This window comes from Hymenobacter coalescens (genome assembly GCF_054783195.1).
The window spans coordinates 665581-680111 of sequence record NZ_BAAGRA010000016.1 but is presented as its reverse complement, the minus strand read 5'-3'; the positions used below and the strand labels follow the sequence as shown (position 1 = coordinate 680111).

At 65.0% G+C, this 14531-nt stretch carries 17 protein-coding genes; 12 read left to right on the top strand and 5 right to left on the bottom strand.

What is annotated here, in order from left to right:
- Positions 1-373 precede the first annotated feature (373 nt).
- Positions 374-1198, bottom strand: coding sequence for a DUF3667 domain-containing protein (locus tag ACYVKQ_RS14535; protein ID WP_460676072.1), 825 nt, complete (start codon positions 1196-1198; stop codon positions 374-376).
- Between the two features lie 79 nt (positions 1199-1277).
- On the opposite strand from ACYVKQ_RS14535, the gene ACYVKQ_RS14530 reads away from it, so the two are divergent.
- From ACYVKQ_RS14530 to ACYVKQ_RS14510, 5 genes are all read left to right on the top strand, one after another.
- Positions 1278-2099, top strand: coding sequence for an MOSC domain-containing protein (locus ACYVKQ_RS14530; protein WP_460676071.1), 822 nt, complete (start codon positions 1278-1280; stop codon positions 2097-2099).
- Positions 2100-2110: 11 nt separating this feature from the next.
- A complete protein-coding gene (locus ACYVKQ_RS14525; RefSeq protein ID WP_460676070.1) occupies positions 2111-3175 on the top strand; it encodes a hypothetical protein in 1065 nt (354 codons plus the stop codon).
- Position 3176: 1 nt separating this feature from the next.
- Entirely contained in the window at positions 3177-3644 is a 468-nt protein-coding gene (locus ACYVKQ_RS14520; protein WP_460676069.1) for a nucleoside-triphosphatase, read from the top strand.
- A gap of 159 nt (positions 3645-3803) precedes the next feature.
- Positions 3804-4607, top strand: a complete 804-nt coding sequence (locus tag ACYVKQ_RS14515; protein ID WP_460676068.1) for a DUF547 domain-containing protein — start codon at positions 3804-3806, stop codon at positions 4605-4607.
- Between the two features lie 92 nt (positions 4608-4699).
- Entirely contained in the window at positions 4700-5374 is a 675-nt protein-coding gene (locus ACYVKQ_RS14510; RefSeq protein ID WP_460676067.1) for a DUF2461 domain-containing protein, read from the top strand.
- Between the two features lie 206 nt (positions 5375-5580).
- On the opposite strand, the gene ACYVKQ_RS14505 is transcribed toward ACYVKQ_RS14510, so the two are convergent.
- Positions 5581-6204 carry a deoxynucleoside kinase gene (locus ACYVKQ_RS14505; RefSeq protein ID WP_460676066.1) on the bottom strand — a complete coding sequence of 208 codons (624 nt, stop codon included), beginning with the start codon at positions 6202-6204 and terminating at the stop codon, positions 5581-5583.
- Positions 6205-6365: 161 nt separating this feature from the next.
- Between ACYVKQ_RS14505 and ACYVKQ_RS14500 the strand changes: the two genes are divergently transcribed.
- A complete protein-coding gene (locus ACYVKQ_RS14500) occupies positions 6366-6806 on the top strand; it encodes a hypothetical protein (protein WP_460676065.1) in 441 nt (146 codons plus the stop codon).
- Positions 6807-6909: 103 nt separating this feature from the next.
- Here ACYVKQ_RS14500 and ACYVKQ_RS14495 read toward each other — a convergent pair whose 3' ends face one another.
- The gene (locus ACYVKQ_RS14495; RefSeq protein ID WP_460676064.1) at positions 6910-7620 is read right to left on the bottom strand and encodes a hypothetical protein; all 711 of its coding nucleotides are present in this window, start codon (positions 7618-7620) and stop codon (positions 6910-6912) included.
- 150 nt (positions 7621-7770) lie between these two features.
- Here ACYVKQ_RS14495 and ACYVKQ_RS14490 point away from each other — a divergent pair, with 150 nt between their 5' ends.
- A complete protein-coding gene (locus ACYVKQ_RS14490; RefSeq protein ID WP_460676063.1) occupies positions 7771-8292 on the top strand; it encodes a GNAT family N-acetyltransferase in 522 nt (173 codons plus the stop codon).
- Positions 8293-8388: 96 nt separating this feature from the next.
- Positions 8389-8613 (top strand): CDGSH iron-sulfur domain-containing protein, encoded by a 225-nt coding sequence (locus ACYVKQ_RS14485; protein WP_460676062.1) that lies wholly within the window; start codon positions 8389-8391, stop codon positions 8611-8613.
- Between the two features lie 106 nt (positions 8614-8719).
- On the opposite strand, the gene ACYVKQ_RS14480 is transcribed toward ACYVKQ_RS14485, so the two are convergent.
- The gene (locus ACYVKQ_RS14480) at positions 8720-8980 is read right to left on the bottom strand and encodes an acyl-CoA-binding protein (protein ID WP_460676061.1); all 261 of its coding nucleotides are present in this window, start codon (positions 8978-8980) and stop codon (positions 8720-8722) included.
- A gap of 157 nt (positions 8981-9137) precedes the next feature.
- Here ACYVKQ_RS14480 and ACYVKQ_RS14475 point away from each other — a divergent pair, with 157 nt between their 5' ends.
- The 3 genes from ACYVKQ_RS14475 (at position 9138) to ACYVKQ_RS14465 (ending at position 11837) form a co-directional block, all read left to right on the top strand.
- Complete coding sequence (locus ACYVKQ_RS14475; protein WP_460676060.1) at positions 9138-10430, top strand: metal-dependent hydrolase family protein; 1293 nt, start codon at positions 9138-9140, stop codon at positions 10428-10430.
- A gap of 147 nt (positions 10431-10577) precedes the next feature.
- Positions 10578-11093: a CinA family protein gene (locus ACYVKQ_RS14470; RefSeq protein ID WP_460676059.1), complete on the top strand. Its 516-nt coding sequence runs from the start codon at positions 10578-10580 to the stop codon at positions 11091-11093.
- Between the two features lie 78 nt (positions 11094-11171).
- The gene (locus ACYVKQ_RS14465; RefSeq protein WP_460676058.1) at positions 11172-11837 is read left to right on the top strand and encodes a hypothetical protein; all 666 of its coding nucleotides are present in this window, start codon (positions 11172-11174) and stop codon (positions 11835-11837) included.
- A gap of 137 nt (positions 11838-11974) precedes the next feature.
- Here ACYVKQ_RS14465 and ACYVKQ_RS14460 read toward each other — a convergent pair whose 3' ends face one another.
- The gene (locus ACYVKQ_RS14460; protein WP_460676057.1) at positions 11975-13012 is read right to left on the bottom strand and encodes a hypothetical protein; all 1038 of its coding nucleotides are present in this window, start codon (positions 13010-13012) and stop codon (positions 11975-11977) included.
- 219 nt (positions 13013-13231) lie between these two features.
- Between ACYVKQ_RS14460 and ACYVKQ_RS14455 the strand changes: the two genes are divergently transcribed.
- Complete coding sequence (locus ACYVKQ_RS14455) at positions 13232-14449, top strand: zinc dependent phospholipase C family protein (RefSeq protein WP_460676056.1); 1218 nt, start codon at positions 13232-13234, stop codon at positions 14447-14449.
- Positions 14450-14531 lie beyond the last annotated feature (82 nt).

Genomic DNA, 14531 nt, shown 5'->3' with positions numbered 1-14531 from the left:
GGGTGCTCTGGGCCAACATCGCTCTTTGTCTAAATCGTATTACCTAATCCCCAACACGCTCTAAGTACGTAGATGGCTATCCAGATAGAGTCAGAATTGAAAACATTGATAGCATCGCACCTAGTATTGTATCAATTGTTTTTATATCATTTGGTGTTATAGCAATTGTCAGAGCAGTCAAATCGATAATCAACGAGAAATAGTATCGCGGTTTCAAAAAAGGCGCACCCGCTGCTATTGCGCGGTTATGTACTCATAGTAATTGACGGTAGCCCAGAGGGACCTATAGCGGATTTACGAACGGTGCAGCCCGAGCTACACCGTTCACGAAACGGCCATACGTTTGAGCGCCTGCCTCTGCCGCGGTGCCGGCCTACCCAAACACGTACCAGCGAAAGATGAGCATGTTGACGCCGTAGTTCAGGGTGCCGGCCAGCACACTCGTCAGCAGGGCGCTCAGCAGGGCTCGCCGCCAGTTCAGGCCCAGGCCTTGCCGACCAATCCACAGCAGGTAGCCCACGTACACGGCGGCCTGCATCAGGGCCGTGCTGCTGCCTGGGTCGTGCCCGGCTGCCAGAAACAGGAGCAGCAAAGCCGCTATCAGGTACAACTGAAAGGCGCAACCCACGATGACGAGCACAAAAAACGATTCGGCGTAGTTCAGGCCCCGGCGGAAGTATACGGCCCAGGCCAGCAGGGCGTGCCACGGCATCAGGGCCAGCCACCACACGTTGAAGTACTTGCCTACCACGTAAAAGTACTGACCCACGCGCGCTACCTGCTCGGCCGATGCGCCGCGCATCCGAAAGCCGCGCTGCACGTTCTCGCCGATCTGCTCGTAGTAATGCAGCTGTACCGAGAGTAGCGTGGCCAGGCCCACGGCCAGCAGCAGAAACTGAAACGGGTTGAAGTAGCGCTTGCGCCGGCCGGCCAGGTAGTCGGCCACCACCCGGCCGGGCCGCAGCAGCACCTGCCCCACAAACCCGAACACGCTTTTGTCGGCGTGGGTAAACACGTGCACGATTTCGTGCAGCACGTGGCCCACCGACAGCCGGTGCGGCCGCTGCTGCCCGCACCGGGGGCAATACGGCCCGGCGGCCAGCGGCTCGGCGCAGTTGGGGCAGGCCGGCCCGGGCGTTGCTTCGGCCGGGGGTACGGAAGCAGATGACTCGGCGGGGGCGGGGCTCAGCGGCAGCATAGGCACGGCCGGGCCTGATGAGCGCCGGCCCCGCAGTTTACCGGCTTTCGGACTGCCGCGCAAGCCGTACCTTCGTCGTATGTCCCCCGTTTCCCCGCTCTCCCTCACCGAGCTATACCTCTACCCCGTCAAGTCCCTGGGCGGGCTGCGGGTGCCCGAAGCCCAGATCACGCCCCGCGGCCTGCGCCACGACCGCCGCTGGCTGGTGGTGGACCAGCGCGGGCAGTTCCTGACGCAGCGCACCGAGCCCCGGATGGCGCTGCTGCACCTGGAATACGCCCACAACGGCTTCATCATCCGGCATATCCAGCGCCCCGATCTGCGCCCGTTGCTGGTGCCGTTTGAGGCCGAGCACAAGGGGACGCAGTTCGTCACCGTCTGGGACGACATGGTGTTTGCCTTCCGCGGCCTGCGGGAACACGACGAATGGCTGTCGGAAGCTCTGAATCAGCCGGTGCGCCTGGTGCACATGCCCGAAGCCGCCCTGCGCGAAGCCGATGGCGGCGAGGCCCCCGGCCTCGTGAGCTTTGCCGATGCCTTCCCGTTCCTACTCATTGGCCAGGCCTCGCTCGACGACCTGAACCGGCGCCTGCCCGCACCGGTGCCCATGAACCGCTTCCGCCCCAACCTGGTGGTGGGCGGCGCCGAAGCCTACGCCGAGGACCGCTGGCACGAGTTCCGCCTCGGCGAGCTGACGTTTCGCGGCATCCGGCCCTGCGCCCGCTGCGTGCTCACGACCACCGATCAGCAAACCGCCCAGCGCGGCCCCGAGCCGCTCCGCACGCTGGCCAGCTACCGCACCGTGGGCCACAAGGTGATGTTCGGCATGAACGTGGTAGGCCCGGAGCAGGGCTGGCTGCGCGTGGGCGACGCCGCGGAAGTGCTCAGCTACCACGCTTAACCGGCTCCGCCATGTCGGCCACCGCCCCTGCCCTCACCGCCACCGCCCCGCCCCTGCTGCTGCCGCGCCTGGTGGCCTTGTGGGCGCTGAGCGAGGCGCTGCTGGGCGGGGTGCTGCACGCGCTGAAGCTTCCCGTCACGGGCCTGCTGGTGGGTGGTGCGGCGGTGGTGCTGGTGCAGCTGCTGGGCCATTTCAGCCGGCAACGCGGCACCGTACTGCGCGCCCTGCTCGTCGTCCTGACCATCAAAGCCCTGCTGAGCCCGCACACCTCGCTCAACGCGTACGTAGCGGTGGCGTTTCAGGGCCTGCTGGGGGAGGCACTGAGCTGGCCCCGCGCGTATCCGCGGCTGCGGGGCCTGTTGCTGGGCCTGCTCACGCTGGTCGAATCGGCCGGGCAGCGCGTGCTTACGCTGTGGCTGTTGGGCGGCCAAGCCCTACCCGACGCCTTCAATGCTTTCGTGCAGGGCCTGGTGGGTACGCCCGCCGGCCCCGGCCCTAACTACGCCTTCTGGCTGGTAGGACTTTATTTCGCCGCGCACGCGGTGGTGGGGGCTGCCCTGGGCTGGTGGGCCGGCGGCCTGCCCCGGCGCCTGCCGAGCCTGGTGCAGCGCTACGCCTGGCTGCAGCTGCGCCCCGACGAAGCCACCCCGGACCCTGACGAGCCAGCTAGCGACGAAGCGGCTTCGGCTGCGCCGGGCCGCGGCCGCGTGAGCAGCCTGCTGCTCGGACTTTGGGCGGCAGGGGTATTGCTGTGGCTGGCGGCCCTGCTGGGCTGGCCCCCGGCGGTGGCCGCCAATCAACACCGCTTGGGCGGCCTGCTGCTGCGCTCCTTGCTGCTCTACGGCGGCTGGGCCCTGCTCGTGGGCCCGGTACTCACGCGGCAGCTGCGCCGCTGGCTTATCCGCCCCCGGGGCCGCTGGGCCACCGATCTGCAACAGACGCTGGCGCTGCTGCCGGCCACGCGGCAGCTCGTGGCGCAGTGCTGGCGTCATTCGGCGGGGCACCGCGGACGACAACGTCTGCGCTGGTTTGGCCGGGCCCTGGCCGTCAACCTGCTGCTGCCGCCGCCTTCGTAACGTGGTAATTCACTTGCTCAGCGGCCCGGTGCGCACGGGCAAAACCACCCGGCTGCTCCGCTGGGCCGCCTGCCGGCCCGGAGTCGGCGGGGTGCTCATGCCCACCGATGCCCACGGGCAACGCTTCTTCCTAGACCTGGCCAGCGGCCTGCGCTGGCCCGCCGCTGCCCGCCCGGGCCAGTGGCCGGCGGTGACGGTCGGCCGGTTTCGCTTCGCGCCGGCGGCCTTCCATTGGGCTGGCGAAGCGCTGCGCGGCGCGGCGGCCTGCCCAACAACCCAATGGCTGGTGGTGGATGAAATCGGGCCGCTGGAATTGCGCGGCCAAGGCCTTGCCCCGGCGCTGACGGCCGTGCTGGCGAACAATCAGCAGCCCCCACATTTGGTGCTGGTAGTCCGCGCTTCGCTGGTGGAAACCGTTTGGCGACACTTTCACCTGGAGCGGTGGCCGTGCGTCCCATTCCGGGAATAATTGATAGCACCGTCTTTTATTATTACTATACGACTGTAATATTCTTGGCATAACCACAATTAATCCTTAGTTTCGTGCCGTTCAGCGCTCCGAAAATCAGCCCGTTATGGGAATTGGAAGCTGTACAATTGCTCTTTCTACTGCTCCCCGCACACCGCAATGCCTCGCAACTCCCTACTCTGGTCGCAGCTGCTGCTGTGGCTGGCGCTGCTCACCACCGGCAGCGCCCGTGCCGATAACAACTCCCTGCAGCTGCTGCATCAACCGTGGGACGATCTGCTCAAGCACCACGTGCAAGCCGACGGCCGCCTGAGCTACGCCGCGTTGGCCGAGGACGACGATCAGTTGCGCGGTTACCTGCAGGCCCTGCGCCGCACCACGCCCCAGGCCGATTGGTCGCGGCAGGACCAGGCCGCATTCTGGCTGAACGTGTACAATGCCTACACCGTCTACCTGGCCGTGGAGTATTACCCGGTGCAGCGCCTGAGCGACATCAAGATCAAGACCGTGAGCGGTTACCGCTCCGTGTGGGAAGCGCCCGAGGTGAACGTCGGCGGCACGCTGTACTCGCTCAATCAGATTGAGCGCGAAGTGCTGCCCCGCCTGCTGCCCCAGGACCCGCGCCGCTACTTTGCCCTGCACTGCGCCGCCGCCTCCAGCCCGGTGCTGCTGGCCGAAGCCTACGACGGGGCCCGGCTGGAGGGCCAGCTTCACGAACAAACACGGCGCTTCGTGAACGATGCCGCCCGCAACCAACTCACCGCCAACGCCGTGCAGGTTTCCAGCCTATTCGACTGGCACGCCGCTGAGTTTGGCGAAACGGCCCAGCTCATCGCCTTCCTGAACCGCTACGCCCGCACGCCCGTGGCCCCGACGGCCACGGTGCAGTACCTGCCTTACGACTGGACCCTGAACGCTGCGCCTAGCTCCGGCGTGATGGCACACCAACTTCGGGGCCGCTAATTGCGTTTCTTAGCCGCTGCCACCTCCACGCCTGGCAGCGGGTACTTCTTCTTCGAGAGGCCCGGCAACGGGCCTTTTTCTTTGTTACGGCCGTGACTGACCTTGCCCCCGTTCTCGACTTTCTGCGCCAGCTGGGCGACAACAACAACAAACCCTGGATGGACGCGCACCGCGCCGACTACCAGCGGGCCCGCAAGCTTTACACGGCTTTGGTGGCCGGCCTGCTGCAGCGCGCCCAGCAGTTCGAGCCGGCACTGCTCGCGCTAACGCCCTCGGACGTGATGTACCGCATCAATAAAAACGACCGGTTTCAGCAGAGCGACGAACCCTACAAGCGCCACATGGGCGCCGGCCTGAAGCGCGACGGCCGCCAAAGCCCCTGGGCCGGCTATTTCGTGGCCCTGGAACCCGGCGGCGAAACCTACGTGGGCGCCGGCCGCTGGCAGCCCGACGGCCCGCAGCTGGCGCGCATCCGCCAGGAAATCCACTACAACGCCGATGGCTTTCACAAGCTGCGGCAGGATGCGGCACTGCTACGCGAGTTCCCGCAGGGCCTCGACATGAGTCAGGCCCTGCGCACCGCGCCCAAGGGCTACGACCGCAACGACCCCGACATCGAGTGGCTGCGCCTGAAAAGCTTCTTTGTGTGGCGCTCCTTCCCCGATGAGGAAGTGCTGCACCCCGATTTTCCCGACCGGGTCATCAGCGCCTGGCAGGCCGCACAGCCGCTGGTCGGCTTCCTGAACGAAGCCATGCAGGGCGATTAGGTGCCCGCGGGCCAAATCAGCCAACGCGTCATCCTGAACCTGTGCGAAGGACCTTTCTCGTACCCCGCACCGCTGGCCAAGTCAAACCTCCGGCAATCAACGGCTCCTAAGAAGCGCAGCCCCCAACTTCAGAGAGGTGGGAGCTGCGCTTGTTGCTTAGCAGGAAGTTCGAGCAAGGCCCTTCGCTCAAGACGACGGGTTGGTCCTTAAAACAGTCCGAACAGCTTGCCTTGAATCTTCTCGATGATGATGCCCAAGTCTTCGGGCCGGCTCACGTAGTCGAGCTGGTTGACGTCCACCACCAGCAGCTTGCCCGCGTCGTAGTTGCTGATCCACCGCTCGTAGTGCTCGTTGAGGTTTTTCAGGTACTCGATGCGCATGTGCGTTTCGTAGTCGCGGCCGCGCTTCTCAATCTGCTGAATGAGCTTGGGCAGGTCGGCCTTGAGGTAGAGCAGCAGATCGGGCGGGTCCACCATGCTGATCATCGAGTCGAAGAGCGAGCGGTAGTTCTTGAAGTCCCGCTCGTTCATCAGCCCCGACTCGTTGAGGTTGGCCGCGAAGATGTGCGCGTCCTCGTATATGGTGCGGTCCTGAATCACGCCTTTGCTGGCGCGCTGCAGCTGCTTGATGCGCTGCGTCTGGCGGAAGCGGCTGTTCAGAAAGTACACCTGCAGGTGAAAGGCCCAGCGGGGCATGTCGTCGTAGAAATCCTTCAGGTAAGGATTGTCATCCACGTCTTCCAGGAACACTTCCCATTGAAAGTGGTGAGCCAACTTGTGGGCCAGGGTCGTCTTACCGGCACCGATGTTGCCGACGATGGCGATGTGCATGAGCGGGGCGTATTCAAAATTGAGGCCGACAAAAGTACAGCAAAGCCGGCGGCCGATTATGCTTTGCGCCGCAGAATTGCCTCGCCCCGAAAAACATTGTACCTTATAGATATATGCTGTTGCCGTCTGCTTTTAATTTTCGACTTCCCAAGCTGCACTCCGTGCCCGAACGCGTGCACCAGGTTACCGACGCGCACGGCATTCTGGTGGCCGAATTTCACTTTTTCGCGCCCGAGCGGGTACTGTACATCAACTGGCACGGGCACCTGACCAGCGACGAGGTGATTCAAGTGGCCGAGGCCAGCCTGCCCTGGCACGAGCAGCTGCACCCGCTGGGGCTGCTGAACGACAAACGCGGCACCAGCGGCGACTGGGGCGAGGCCATGAACTGGATCGAGTACGAGTGGGTACCGCGGGCCAAAGCCAGCGGCCTGCGCGCCTTCGCCTACGTCATCAACGCCGACATGCAGGTGTCGTTCGAAAACGCTACGCTCATCGAGCACATCCGCCAACAAGTGGATTTGCGCACATTTTACAGCGTGGGAGCGGCCTGGAAGTGGTTGCGTCAGCACGCGTTTCGGCTCAGCGGGGCCGCCGCGTGATTCCAGCCCGCCGCGCCAGCCCCAAACAGCACGCGGCCTGCCCAAGCATGGGCAGGCCGCGTGGCCACTGGAAAGTGGGGCCGGCATCAGGGCCGACATAGGCTTATTCCAGCGCGTCCTTGGTCTTGCGGGCTTGCTCCAGGGTGCGGAACTCGCCTTGCCACGAGCGAATGCGCAGCCGGTCTTCCACCCCGATCTGCTCGCGCACTTTTTCGTAGCGCTCATTCAGGCGGGTGAGCACCACGCTGGCCTGGGCCCAATCCTCGCTGACCCAGTTGCGACGGTTGGCACGTACGTAGTCGATGAAGCGGCCGTAGAGGTCGGTCATTTCCGTGGCGCGGGCCGTGGCCACGTTCACGTTTTCGCCCAGCATGCGGGTTTGGGTCTGCTGGGCCGTTTCGGGTTCCTTGGCCTGCTTTTCCAGGCGCTGCTGGCGGGCCTGCCAGGTTTCGTAGCGGTTTTTCAGGCCTTCGTACTCGCGCTTGCCCGCCACCGTGAGGCTGTCCACGGCGCGGTCGATGCGGGTGCTCTGCTGGTCGTATTCTTCCTTGATGCGGGGCAGCTCGCGGCGGGCACCGGAGTCGGCGCGGTCAATCTTGTCGTGGACCCAGTCGCGGAAGATGTCCAGGTCACGCTCCACCGAGGTGATGACTTTATCGGAAGTGGAGGCCGGCCGGGAAGTGGTAGCGGGCTTGTTGGCCGGTGCCGGCCTGGGGGTCGTCTTGGCGGGCGCCGGGGTGCTTTGGGCCCAGGCCGCCGTGGGCAGCCAAGCCAGCGCTCCGAGGGCGGCGAGGGAAAACACGATTCGTTTCATAGCGAGCAACGTTTGGAAATGAGCGGCCGCGGGTGGTACTGCACCGCCAACGGCCGGGTCATGGCCCGGCACATTAAATTTCGGGCCAAACCTCCTTACGGCTCGGAAGAACGTTCGTTATTTCGCAAAATTATAGCCTCCTTGCGCCCCATGCCCGATTCCGACGCCGCGCCGATTGCCGTTCAACCCGCCACCCTGGCCGATATTCCCGTCATCATTGAGCTGGCCGAGGCCACCTGGGAGCCCACCTACCGCTTCATTATCAGCAAGGAGCAGATCGAGTACATGTACCGCGTCATCTACACGCCGGCCTCGCTGACGCGGCAGATGCAGCAGGACGGGCACCGCTTTTTGCTGCTGTACTACGATGGCCGGCCGGCCGGCTATGCGTCCTTTAGCGAGCGGACGGAGGAACCCGGCGCGTACAAGCTGCACAAGCTCTACGTGCTGCCCTCGCACCAAGGACTGGGGCTGGGCCAGCGCCTGGTGGCGGCCGTGGAGGGCGGCGCCCGCATGGCCGGCGGCCAGTGGCTGGAGCTCAACGTCAACCGCCACAATCCCGCCCTGGGCTTCTACCAGCACCTGGGCTTTCAGCAGCACCGAGAGGAGGACATTCCAATCGGCCCGTACTGGATGAACGACTTTGTGCTGCGGAAAAAGCTCAACGGCTAAGGCCGCGCGCCGTTTAACGGCTGCAAGCTCCGTTGCACGCGTGCGGCTGCCGGGCTCTTGCACCCTCTGTTTTGCCTTCACCAACTCCTACCGAATATGCCCACGAAAATCACTGTCAATAACAATGGCTCCCTGCGCATCGAAGGCGAAGACTTTCAGATCGTGGACGCCCAGGGCAACGAGTACGGCCTGCAGGGCCGCACGCTCGTAAGCATCTGCCGCTGCGGCCTCTCCAGCAACAAGCCCTTCTGCGACGGCTCGCACAAAGGCCACTTCGAGCACAACGCCGTGGCCTTCGACCTGCCGCCCAAGAAAGTGTAGCAAGCGCTTTCGCCGACGCCAAGGGGGCCGCGACTCAGCCGAGTCGCGGCCCCCTTGGCGTCGGCACCGCCTGCCGCCGCGCGGCGGCAGGCGTGGCGGCTGTGGTTTACGCCTGCTGGAACAGCTGGTTCACCAGGTCCACGTATTCCTGGCGGGCATCGTCCTGCCCTTTGCCGTTCAGGCCGGCCCAGGCATCGTACTTGGCTATGGCTTTGAAGTCGAAGCCGCCGGGCCGGTCGCCGCTCACGTCGCCTTCGGTGGCCTGCTTGTAGAGGGCGTAGAGCTTGAGCAGGGTCATGTTGTCGGGTTTCTTGGGCAGTTGCTGGGCGCGGTCGGCGGCTTGCTGAAATTCTTCCTGGGTGGCCATACAGTGAAATGGTGAGGGGTGAAGTGGTGAGTGGGGCGGCGCAAGGCAGCCCCGGGGCATAAGGTACGGAATGCCGCGAATTTGGTAGGCATGCAGCATTCTTTTAGCCCGTATCTTCCGCCGTCGCTTGCATCGCGGCCTTCCACCGCCAACCCCTATGCGCCGTACTCCTACCCTGCTTCCGCTCCTGGCCGCTATGCTGCTGGCCGCCCCGGCCCTGGCCCAGAAAACCTACCTGCACTGCGGCCGCCTGCTCGATGTGCGGGCCGGCAAGCTGCTCACCGAGCAAACCTTGGTGGTGGAAAACGGCCGCGTGCTGGCCGTGCAGGCCGGCTACACCGCCGCCGGGGGAGCCGACCAGGTTATCGACCTGAAAAACCGCACGGTGCTGCCCGGCCTGATCGACTGCCACGTGCACCTGGAAGGCGAAACCAGCCCTAGCGGTTTTCTGCGGGAATTCACCGAAAACCCGGCCGACGTGGCCTACCAGGCCGAAGCCCACGCCCGCACCACGCTGCGCGCGGGCTTTACCACCGTGCGCGACCTGGGCGGCTCGGGCATCAACGTGTCGCTGCGCAATGCCATCAACCGGGGGTTGGTGCAGGGGCCGCGCATCTTCACGGCCGGCAAGGCCATCAGCGGCACCGGCGGGCACATGGACCCTACCAACGGCTACCGCCTCGACCTGATGGGCGTGCCCGGCCCGGCCGAAGGTGTAGCCAACGGCCCCGATCAGGCCCGGCAGGCCGTGCGCGAGCAGTACAAACGCGGCGCCGACCTGATCAAGATTGCTTCCACCGGCGGCGTGCTGTCAGTGGCCAAGGACGGCTCGGCGCCCCAAATGACGGAAGAGGAAATCAAGGCCGCGGTGGAAACTGCCCGCGACCTGGGCCTGCGCGTGGCCTGCCACGCCCACGGCGCCGAAGGCATGAAGCGCGCCATTCGGGCCGGGGTCAGCAGCATCGAGCACGGCACGCTGATGGACGACGAGACCTTCAAGCTGATGAAGAAATACGGCACCTGGTACGTGCCCACCATCACGGCCGGCAAATCGGTGGCCGACTCGGCGGCCAAATACCCCAACTACTACCCGCCGCTGGTGACGCCCAAGGCCCTGGCTATTGGCCCCCGGCTGCAGGGCACGTTCGGGCGGGCGTACAAGGCTGGCGTCAAGATTGCCTTCGGCACCGACGCCTCCGTGTACCGGCACGGCGTCAACGCCAAGGAGTTTCAGTACATGGTGGAAGCCGGCATGCCGGCGCTGGAAGCGCTGCGAGCGGCCACGCTCAACGCGGCTGAGCTGCTTGGTCAGACGGAAAACCTCGGCGCCCTGGAGCCCGGCAAACTGGCCGACGTGGTAGCCGTGGACGGTGACCCGCTGCAGGACATCGGGACGCTGCAACGCGTGCGCTTTGTGATGAAGCAGGGCGTGGTGCACCGGCAGGAGTAAGTCGGCAGGCAGCGGCGCCGGCTTGCGGCCCTGGCACCGGGCAGCCCGAGCGCGGCCGGCAAAGGCCGACCGGGCCGCGTACGGCGCCAACCCCTGGCCAGCCCCGGCCGTAAGCCCATGGCCGCGCCGCCCTCCTTTTCCTTTGCCATGAAATCAGTCGATGTCGACGCCCTCGTCAAGAAATTCCTGCAGCACAAGCTCACCCTGGCCTTGGCCGAAAGCTGCACCTGCGGCTGGGTAGCGGCGCAGCTGGCCCCGGCGCAGGGCGTGAGCAACGTGTTGCTCGGCTCGGTGGTGACGTACCACGCCGAGGCCAAGCAGCGCCTGCTCGGCGTCAAGAAAAAGACGCTGGAAGAGTACACGGCCGAAAGCCAGCAGATCAGCAACGAAATGGTGGAAGGCCTGCACAAGCAGCTGCCCGCCGACGTGTGCGTGTCCATCACCGGCCTGTTTGGCCCCGGCTCGTCCGAAACGCCCGACAAGCCCGCCGGCACCATCTTCGTCACCGTCCTGATGGAGGGCCACGCCCACGAGTACCGCGAGGTGCTGAAAGGAGCACCGGAGAAGCTGCGCGAGCTGGCTGCCGACTTCATCTACACCAAGCTGGGCGAGCTGCTCGACCGCCGGCAGGCCAGCCCCACGGGCGAGGTGCACGGCAGCTAGGAAGGGCCATCCAAAATATTTTTCCCGCAGCGGGGTAAGCGGCTGGTCCAAACGTGGCTTTTCGCCATTTTTGTGGCTATGAAAGCGAAATTTCTACCCGCTATTTCGGCCGCTGCACTGGTCGTATTCACCACGTTTGGGGCCGTTGCCCAAACCGAGCTACCCACCCGCCCCGACCCGGCCTCGGCCCCGGAGCGCCCGGCCCAGCCCACGCCTTCGGCGCCCTACGTAGCGCCGAAGCTGCCCGGCCATTACCCGGCCAACGCCCTGGGCCTGGAAGTCGGCTGGGGCGCCCCGTACGGCTGGGGCGTGGAGTACGCCCGCATGGTGTCGTCGCACATGGATGTGAACGTGGGCGCCGGCATCGGCGTGGGAGCCAAGGTGGGCGTCGGGGCCCGCTACTTTTTCCGGCCCGAGCGGCCCGTGTCGGGCTACCTGGGCCTGAACCTGGCCCGCACCGGCCGCCTCAGCAACGTGGACGTGACGCTCAACCAGGAGAAGGCCAACTACAGCATGAACCCCAGCGGCGTGCTGCACCTGCGCGGCGGCCTGCGCTGGCAGCCCGGCTCCGTGGGCCTGTTGGCTACGGCCGGCTACGGCGCCCGCATCACCGGCGACCCGGTGGTGTTCAACAACACGTACTACTACGGTACGCCCTCGCAGGAAATGCGCGACCTGGTGCAGATTATCAGTCCCGGCGGCCTGGAGTTTTCCATCGGCGTGCTGTTCGGCCTGGGCCGGTAGCCCCCGGCAATCCACCTGCTTTAACGAATCCATGCCCGGCACCCTTCGCGGTGCCGGGCATGCTCGCTTACGGCCCGTCGTGGCACTCCGGCTTGGGGCTCTGGAGTCCGCAGCAACGGGGGTAGCCTACTGACGGGCTAGCTGGGGCGCGGGCGGCCGAGCACCAGGCGCAGGTTTAGCCGCACGATGTCGCCCACGGAGTCGCAGCGGTCAAATTCCTGGGTTTGGTGGTGTAGGTTCAGCTCCTTTTTCAGCTGGGCTATCTTTTCCGGCTGCGACAACTCTTCCTGGCGCATGCAGTCCACCAGGTCCTTGAGGCGGTAGCGTTCGGCGCGGGCGCGGCGGGCCATCAGGGCGCGCTCTTCCACCTGGTACTGGCGGATGGTTTCGGGGGAGAGCAGGCGGCGCACCAGGTCCACCACCGGGCGGTTGTCGCGGAAGTACTGCGGCAGGTACATGGCTTTGTGCCCCTCGTAGCTTTGCTGGTCGAAGTCGATGGCGCGCACGCGGTACTGCTCGTCCTCGAAGTCGGGCGTCACATCCACGACGTAGTTGTAGGACCGCATGTCGCCGAGCAGGCGGGCAAAGCACCGCTCGTTGAACTTCACGAATTCCTTGGCGATGCGCACTTGGTTGAGGTGGGGCCGGTCGAGACGCGACTTGATGAAGTCGTCGCCGGGGATGCCGGCAATGTGCTCCTCGATGAGCGTGTCGCCGGCCACCAGAAAGTTGATGCTGTTCGGGCTCAGCAGGTGCTCCAGTTCCAGCCCGTACACCCGCGAGGCGTCGGCGCGCTTCACGTAGAAGTAGTCGTAGTTGTCGTTGAACTGGTTGACGATGCGCACCCGGAAGGGGTTCGAGTTGCCGAAGCGGCAGTAATCGATGCGGTCGGCAATGAGGTGCTCGGTGAAGGACAGGTCGCCGTCGGTCTTGAGGCGGGCGTACACCTCCGTCAGGCCCTGGCTGAGCTCCAGCAGCGTGTGCGGCTCGTACTGCACGGTTTCCCAGAGCGTGTCCTGCCCCTGCCGGTCGAGCAGAGCAAACGAGCCGGTATGGCGCAGCAGGTCGGCGTAGGTCACGGGCAGGCGCGTTTCCCGGTCGTACTGGTGCAGGTACTGGCGCAGGCCGGGGCTGATGCGGTACGAAGGCTTTTTCTTGGAAATGTTGTCGTTCATCGGGGGCGGAAAAGGGCGGCGGCTGCGGGCAAGAACGGAAAACTCCGCCGCGCGGATGAGCCGGCTCCGCGGCCGGCGCGGGCTGGGGCCAATTACCTTCGCGTCGTTCGGAAAGCGGCAGGTCGGGGTTTCGGCCGCTGCCTCCCGCGGGGGGTGCTGAAGGGCGTGCGAAAATTCCCGAACTTTAGCCGTCATTCCCTTTCTTCCGGCCTCCCGTCCATGAAAAAAGCATTACTCTCCCTCGCGCTGGTGCTCCTGGTACCGGCTATGTCGCCCGGCTGGGGCTTCTTTGCCCACCGCACCATTACTCAAGTGGCCGTGTACACGCTGCCCGGCAGCATGCAGAACTTTTACTTCCGGCACATGCCGCAGCTGGTGCGCCAGTGCACGGCTCCGGACGAGCGCCGCAACGACGACCCCACCGAGGAGAGCAAGCACTACATCGACATGGACCACTTCGGCGACAACCCCTTCGGGCTGATGCCGAAAGCCTACGAAAAGGCCGTGGCCAAGTACACCGCCGACACGCTGAAGAAGTACGGCACCGTGCCTTGGGTGGTGCTGGAGGTGAAGGACCGCCTCACCCAGGCCTTCAAGGAAGGCGACACGACGGCCATCGTGGCCCTCTCGGCCGACCTGGACCACTACGTGGCCGACGCCTTCGTGCCGCTGCACACCACCGAGAACTACGACGGGCAGCTGACCAAGCAGCAGGGCATCCACTCGCTGTGGGAATCGAAGCTGCCGGAGCTGTTCATTTCGCAGTACAAGCTCGACAGCGAGAAGGCCGAGTACCTCAAGGATCCGCAGGCGGCCATCTGGAAGGTCGTGCAGGAGTCGTACGGCTTCCTCGGGGCGACCTTCGACATCGAGGCCGAGCTGAACAAGAAATTTACCACCGAAAAGAAATACACCTACTCCCACAAGTATGGCAAGACGCGCCGCTCTTACTCCGACGAGTTTGCCAAGGAGTACAACAAGAAGGTGGGCGGCCACGTGGCCTACCGCCTGAAAGGCGCCCCCACGATGGTGGCGTCGTTCTGGTACACGGCCTGGAAGGACGCGGGCAGCCCCGACCTGGACAAGATGATGAAGCCCGGCAAGCTGAGCAAAGACGAAAAGGAGCAATTCGCGGCGCAGCTGAAAGCGTGGAAGGACAATCAGCTGGTGGATCAGAACCTGCTGCTGGCCCTGCAGAAGCAGGAGGCCCGCACCGCTCCGGCCGATGCCGTGGGCTCGGCCGACGGGGACGCCCCCGCAACACCGGCCCCGGCTGCTCCGGCGGCGCCAGCCGCTGCCCCGGCCCCGGCCGATGCCCAACCCGAGAAAGTTAAGGTGAAGCAGAAAAAAGAGGACGGGCCAAAGCAGAAGTCGAAAACCAAGACCAAAAAGGACGACGCCAAGAAGGAAGACGCCAACAGCCCGTTTGGCGACTAGCCCGATTGCACTACGGCCCTGGCACAAAAAAAGCCCCCGGTAACCGGGGGCTTTTTTTGTGCCAGGTCATCGTAACCGCCGG

Excerpts from the sequence above, each read along its gene's own strand:
- ACYVKQ_RS14490 (WP_460676063.1), top strand. The coding sequence starts at position 7,771 with ATGCCCGATTCCGACGCCGCGCCGATTGCCGTTCAACCCGCCACCCTG.
- ACYVKQ_RS14485 (WP_460676062.1), top strand. The coding sequence starts at position 8,389 with ATGCCCACGAAAATCACTGTCAATAACAATGGCTCCCTGCGCATCGAA.
- ACYVKQ_RS14480 (WP_460676061.1), bottom strand. The coding sequence starts at position 8,980 with ATGGCCACCCAGGAAGAATTTCAGCAAGCCGCCGACCGCGCCCAGCAA.
- ACYVKQ_RS14525 (WP_460676070.1), top strand. The coding sequence starts at position 2,111 with ATGTCGGCCACCGCCCCTGCCCTCACCGCCACCGCCCCGCCCCTGCTG.
- ACYVKQ_RS14505 (WP_460676066.1), bottom strand. The coding sequence starts at position 6,204 with ATGCACATCGCCATCGTCGGCAACATCGGTGCCGGTAAGACGACCCTG.
- ACYVKQ_RS14475 (WP_460676060.1), top strand. The coding sequence starts at position 9,138 with ATGCGCCGTACTCCTACCCTGCTTCCGCTCCTGGCCGCTATGCTGCTG.
- ACYVKQ_RS14470 (WP_460676059.1), top strand. The coding sequence starts at position 10,578 with ATGAAATCAGTCGATGTCGACGCCCTCGTCAAGAAATTCCTGCAGCAC.
- ACYVKQ_RS14535 (WP_460676072.1), bottom strand. The coding sequence starts at position 1,198 with ATGCTGCCGCTGAGCCCCGCCCCCGCCGAGTCATCTGCTTCCGTACCC.
- ACYVKQ_RS14515 (WP_460676068.1), top strand. The coding sequence starts at position 3,804 with ATGCCTCGCAACTCCCTACTCTGGTCGCAGCTGCTGCTGTGGCTGGCG.
- ACYVKQ_RS14460 (WP_460676057.1), bottom strand. The coding sequence starts at position 13,012 with ATGAACGACAACATTTCCAAGAAAAAGCCTTCGTACCGCATCAGCCCC.
- ACYVKQ_RS14465 (WP_460676058.1), top strand. The coding sequence starts at position 11,172 with ATGAAAGCGAAATTTCTACCCGCTATTTCGGCCGCTGCACTGGTCGTA.
- ACYVKQ_RS14495 (WP_460676064.1), bottom strand. The coding sequence starts at position 7,620 with ATGAAACGAATCGTGTTTTCCCTCGCCGCCCTCGGAGCGCTGGCTTGG.
- ACYVKQ_RS14455 (WP_460676056.1), top strand. The coding sequence starts at position 13,232 with ATGAAAAAAGCATTACTCTCCCTCGCGCTGGTGCTCCTGGTACCGGCT.
- ACYVKQ_RS14530 (WP_460676071.1), top strand. The coding sequence starts at position 1,278 with ATGTCCCCCGTTTCCCCGCTCTCCCTCACCGAGCTATACCTCTACCCC.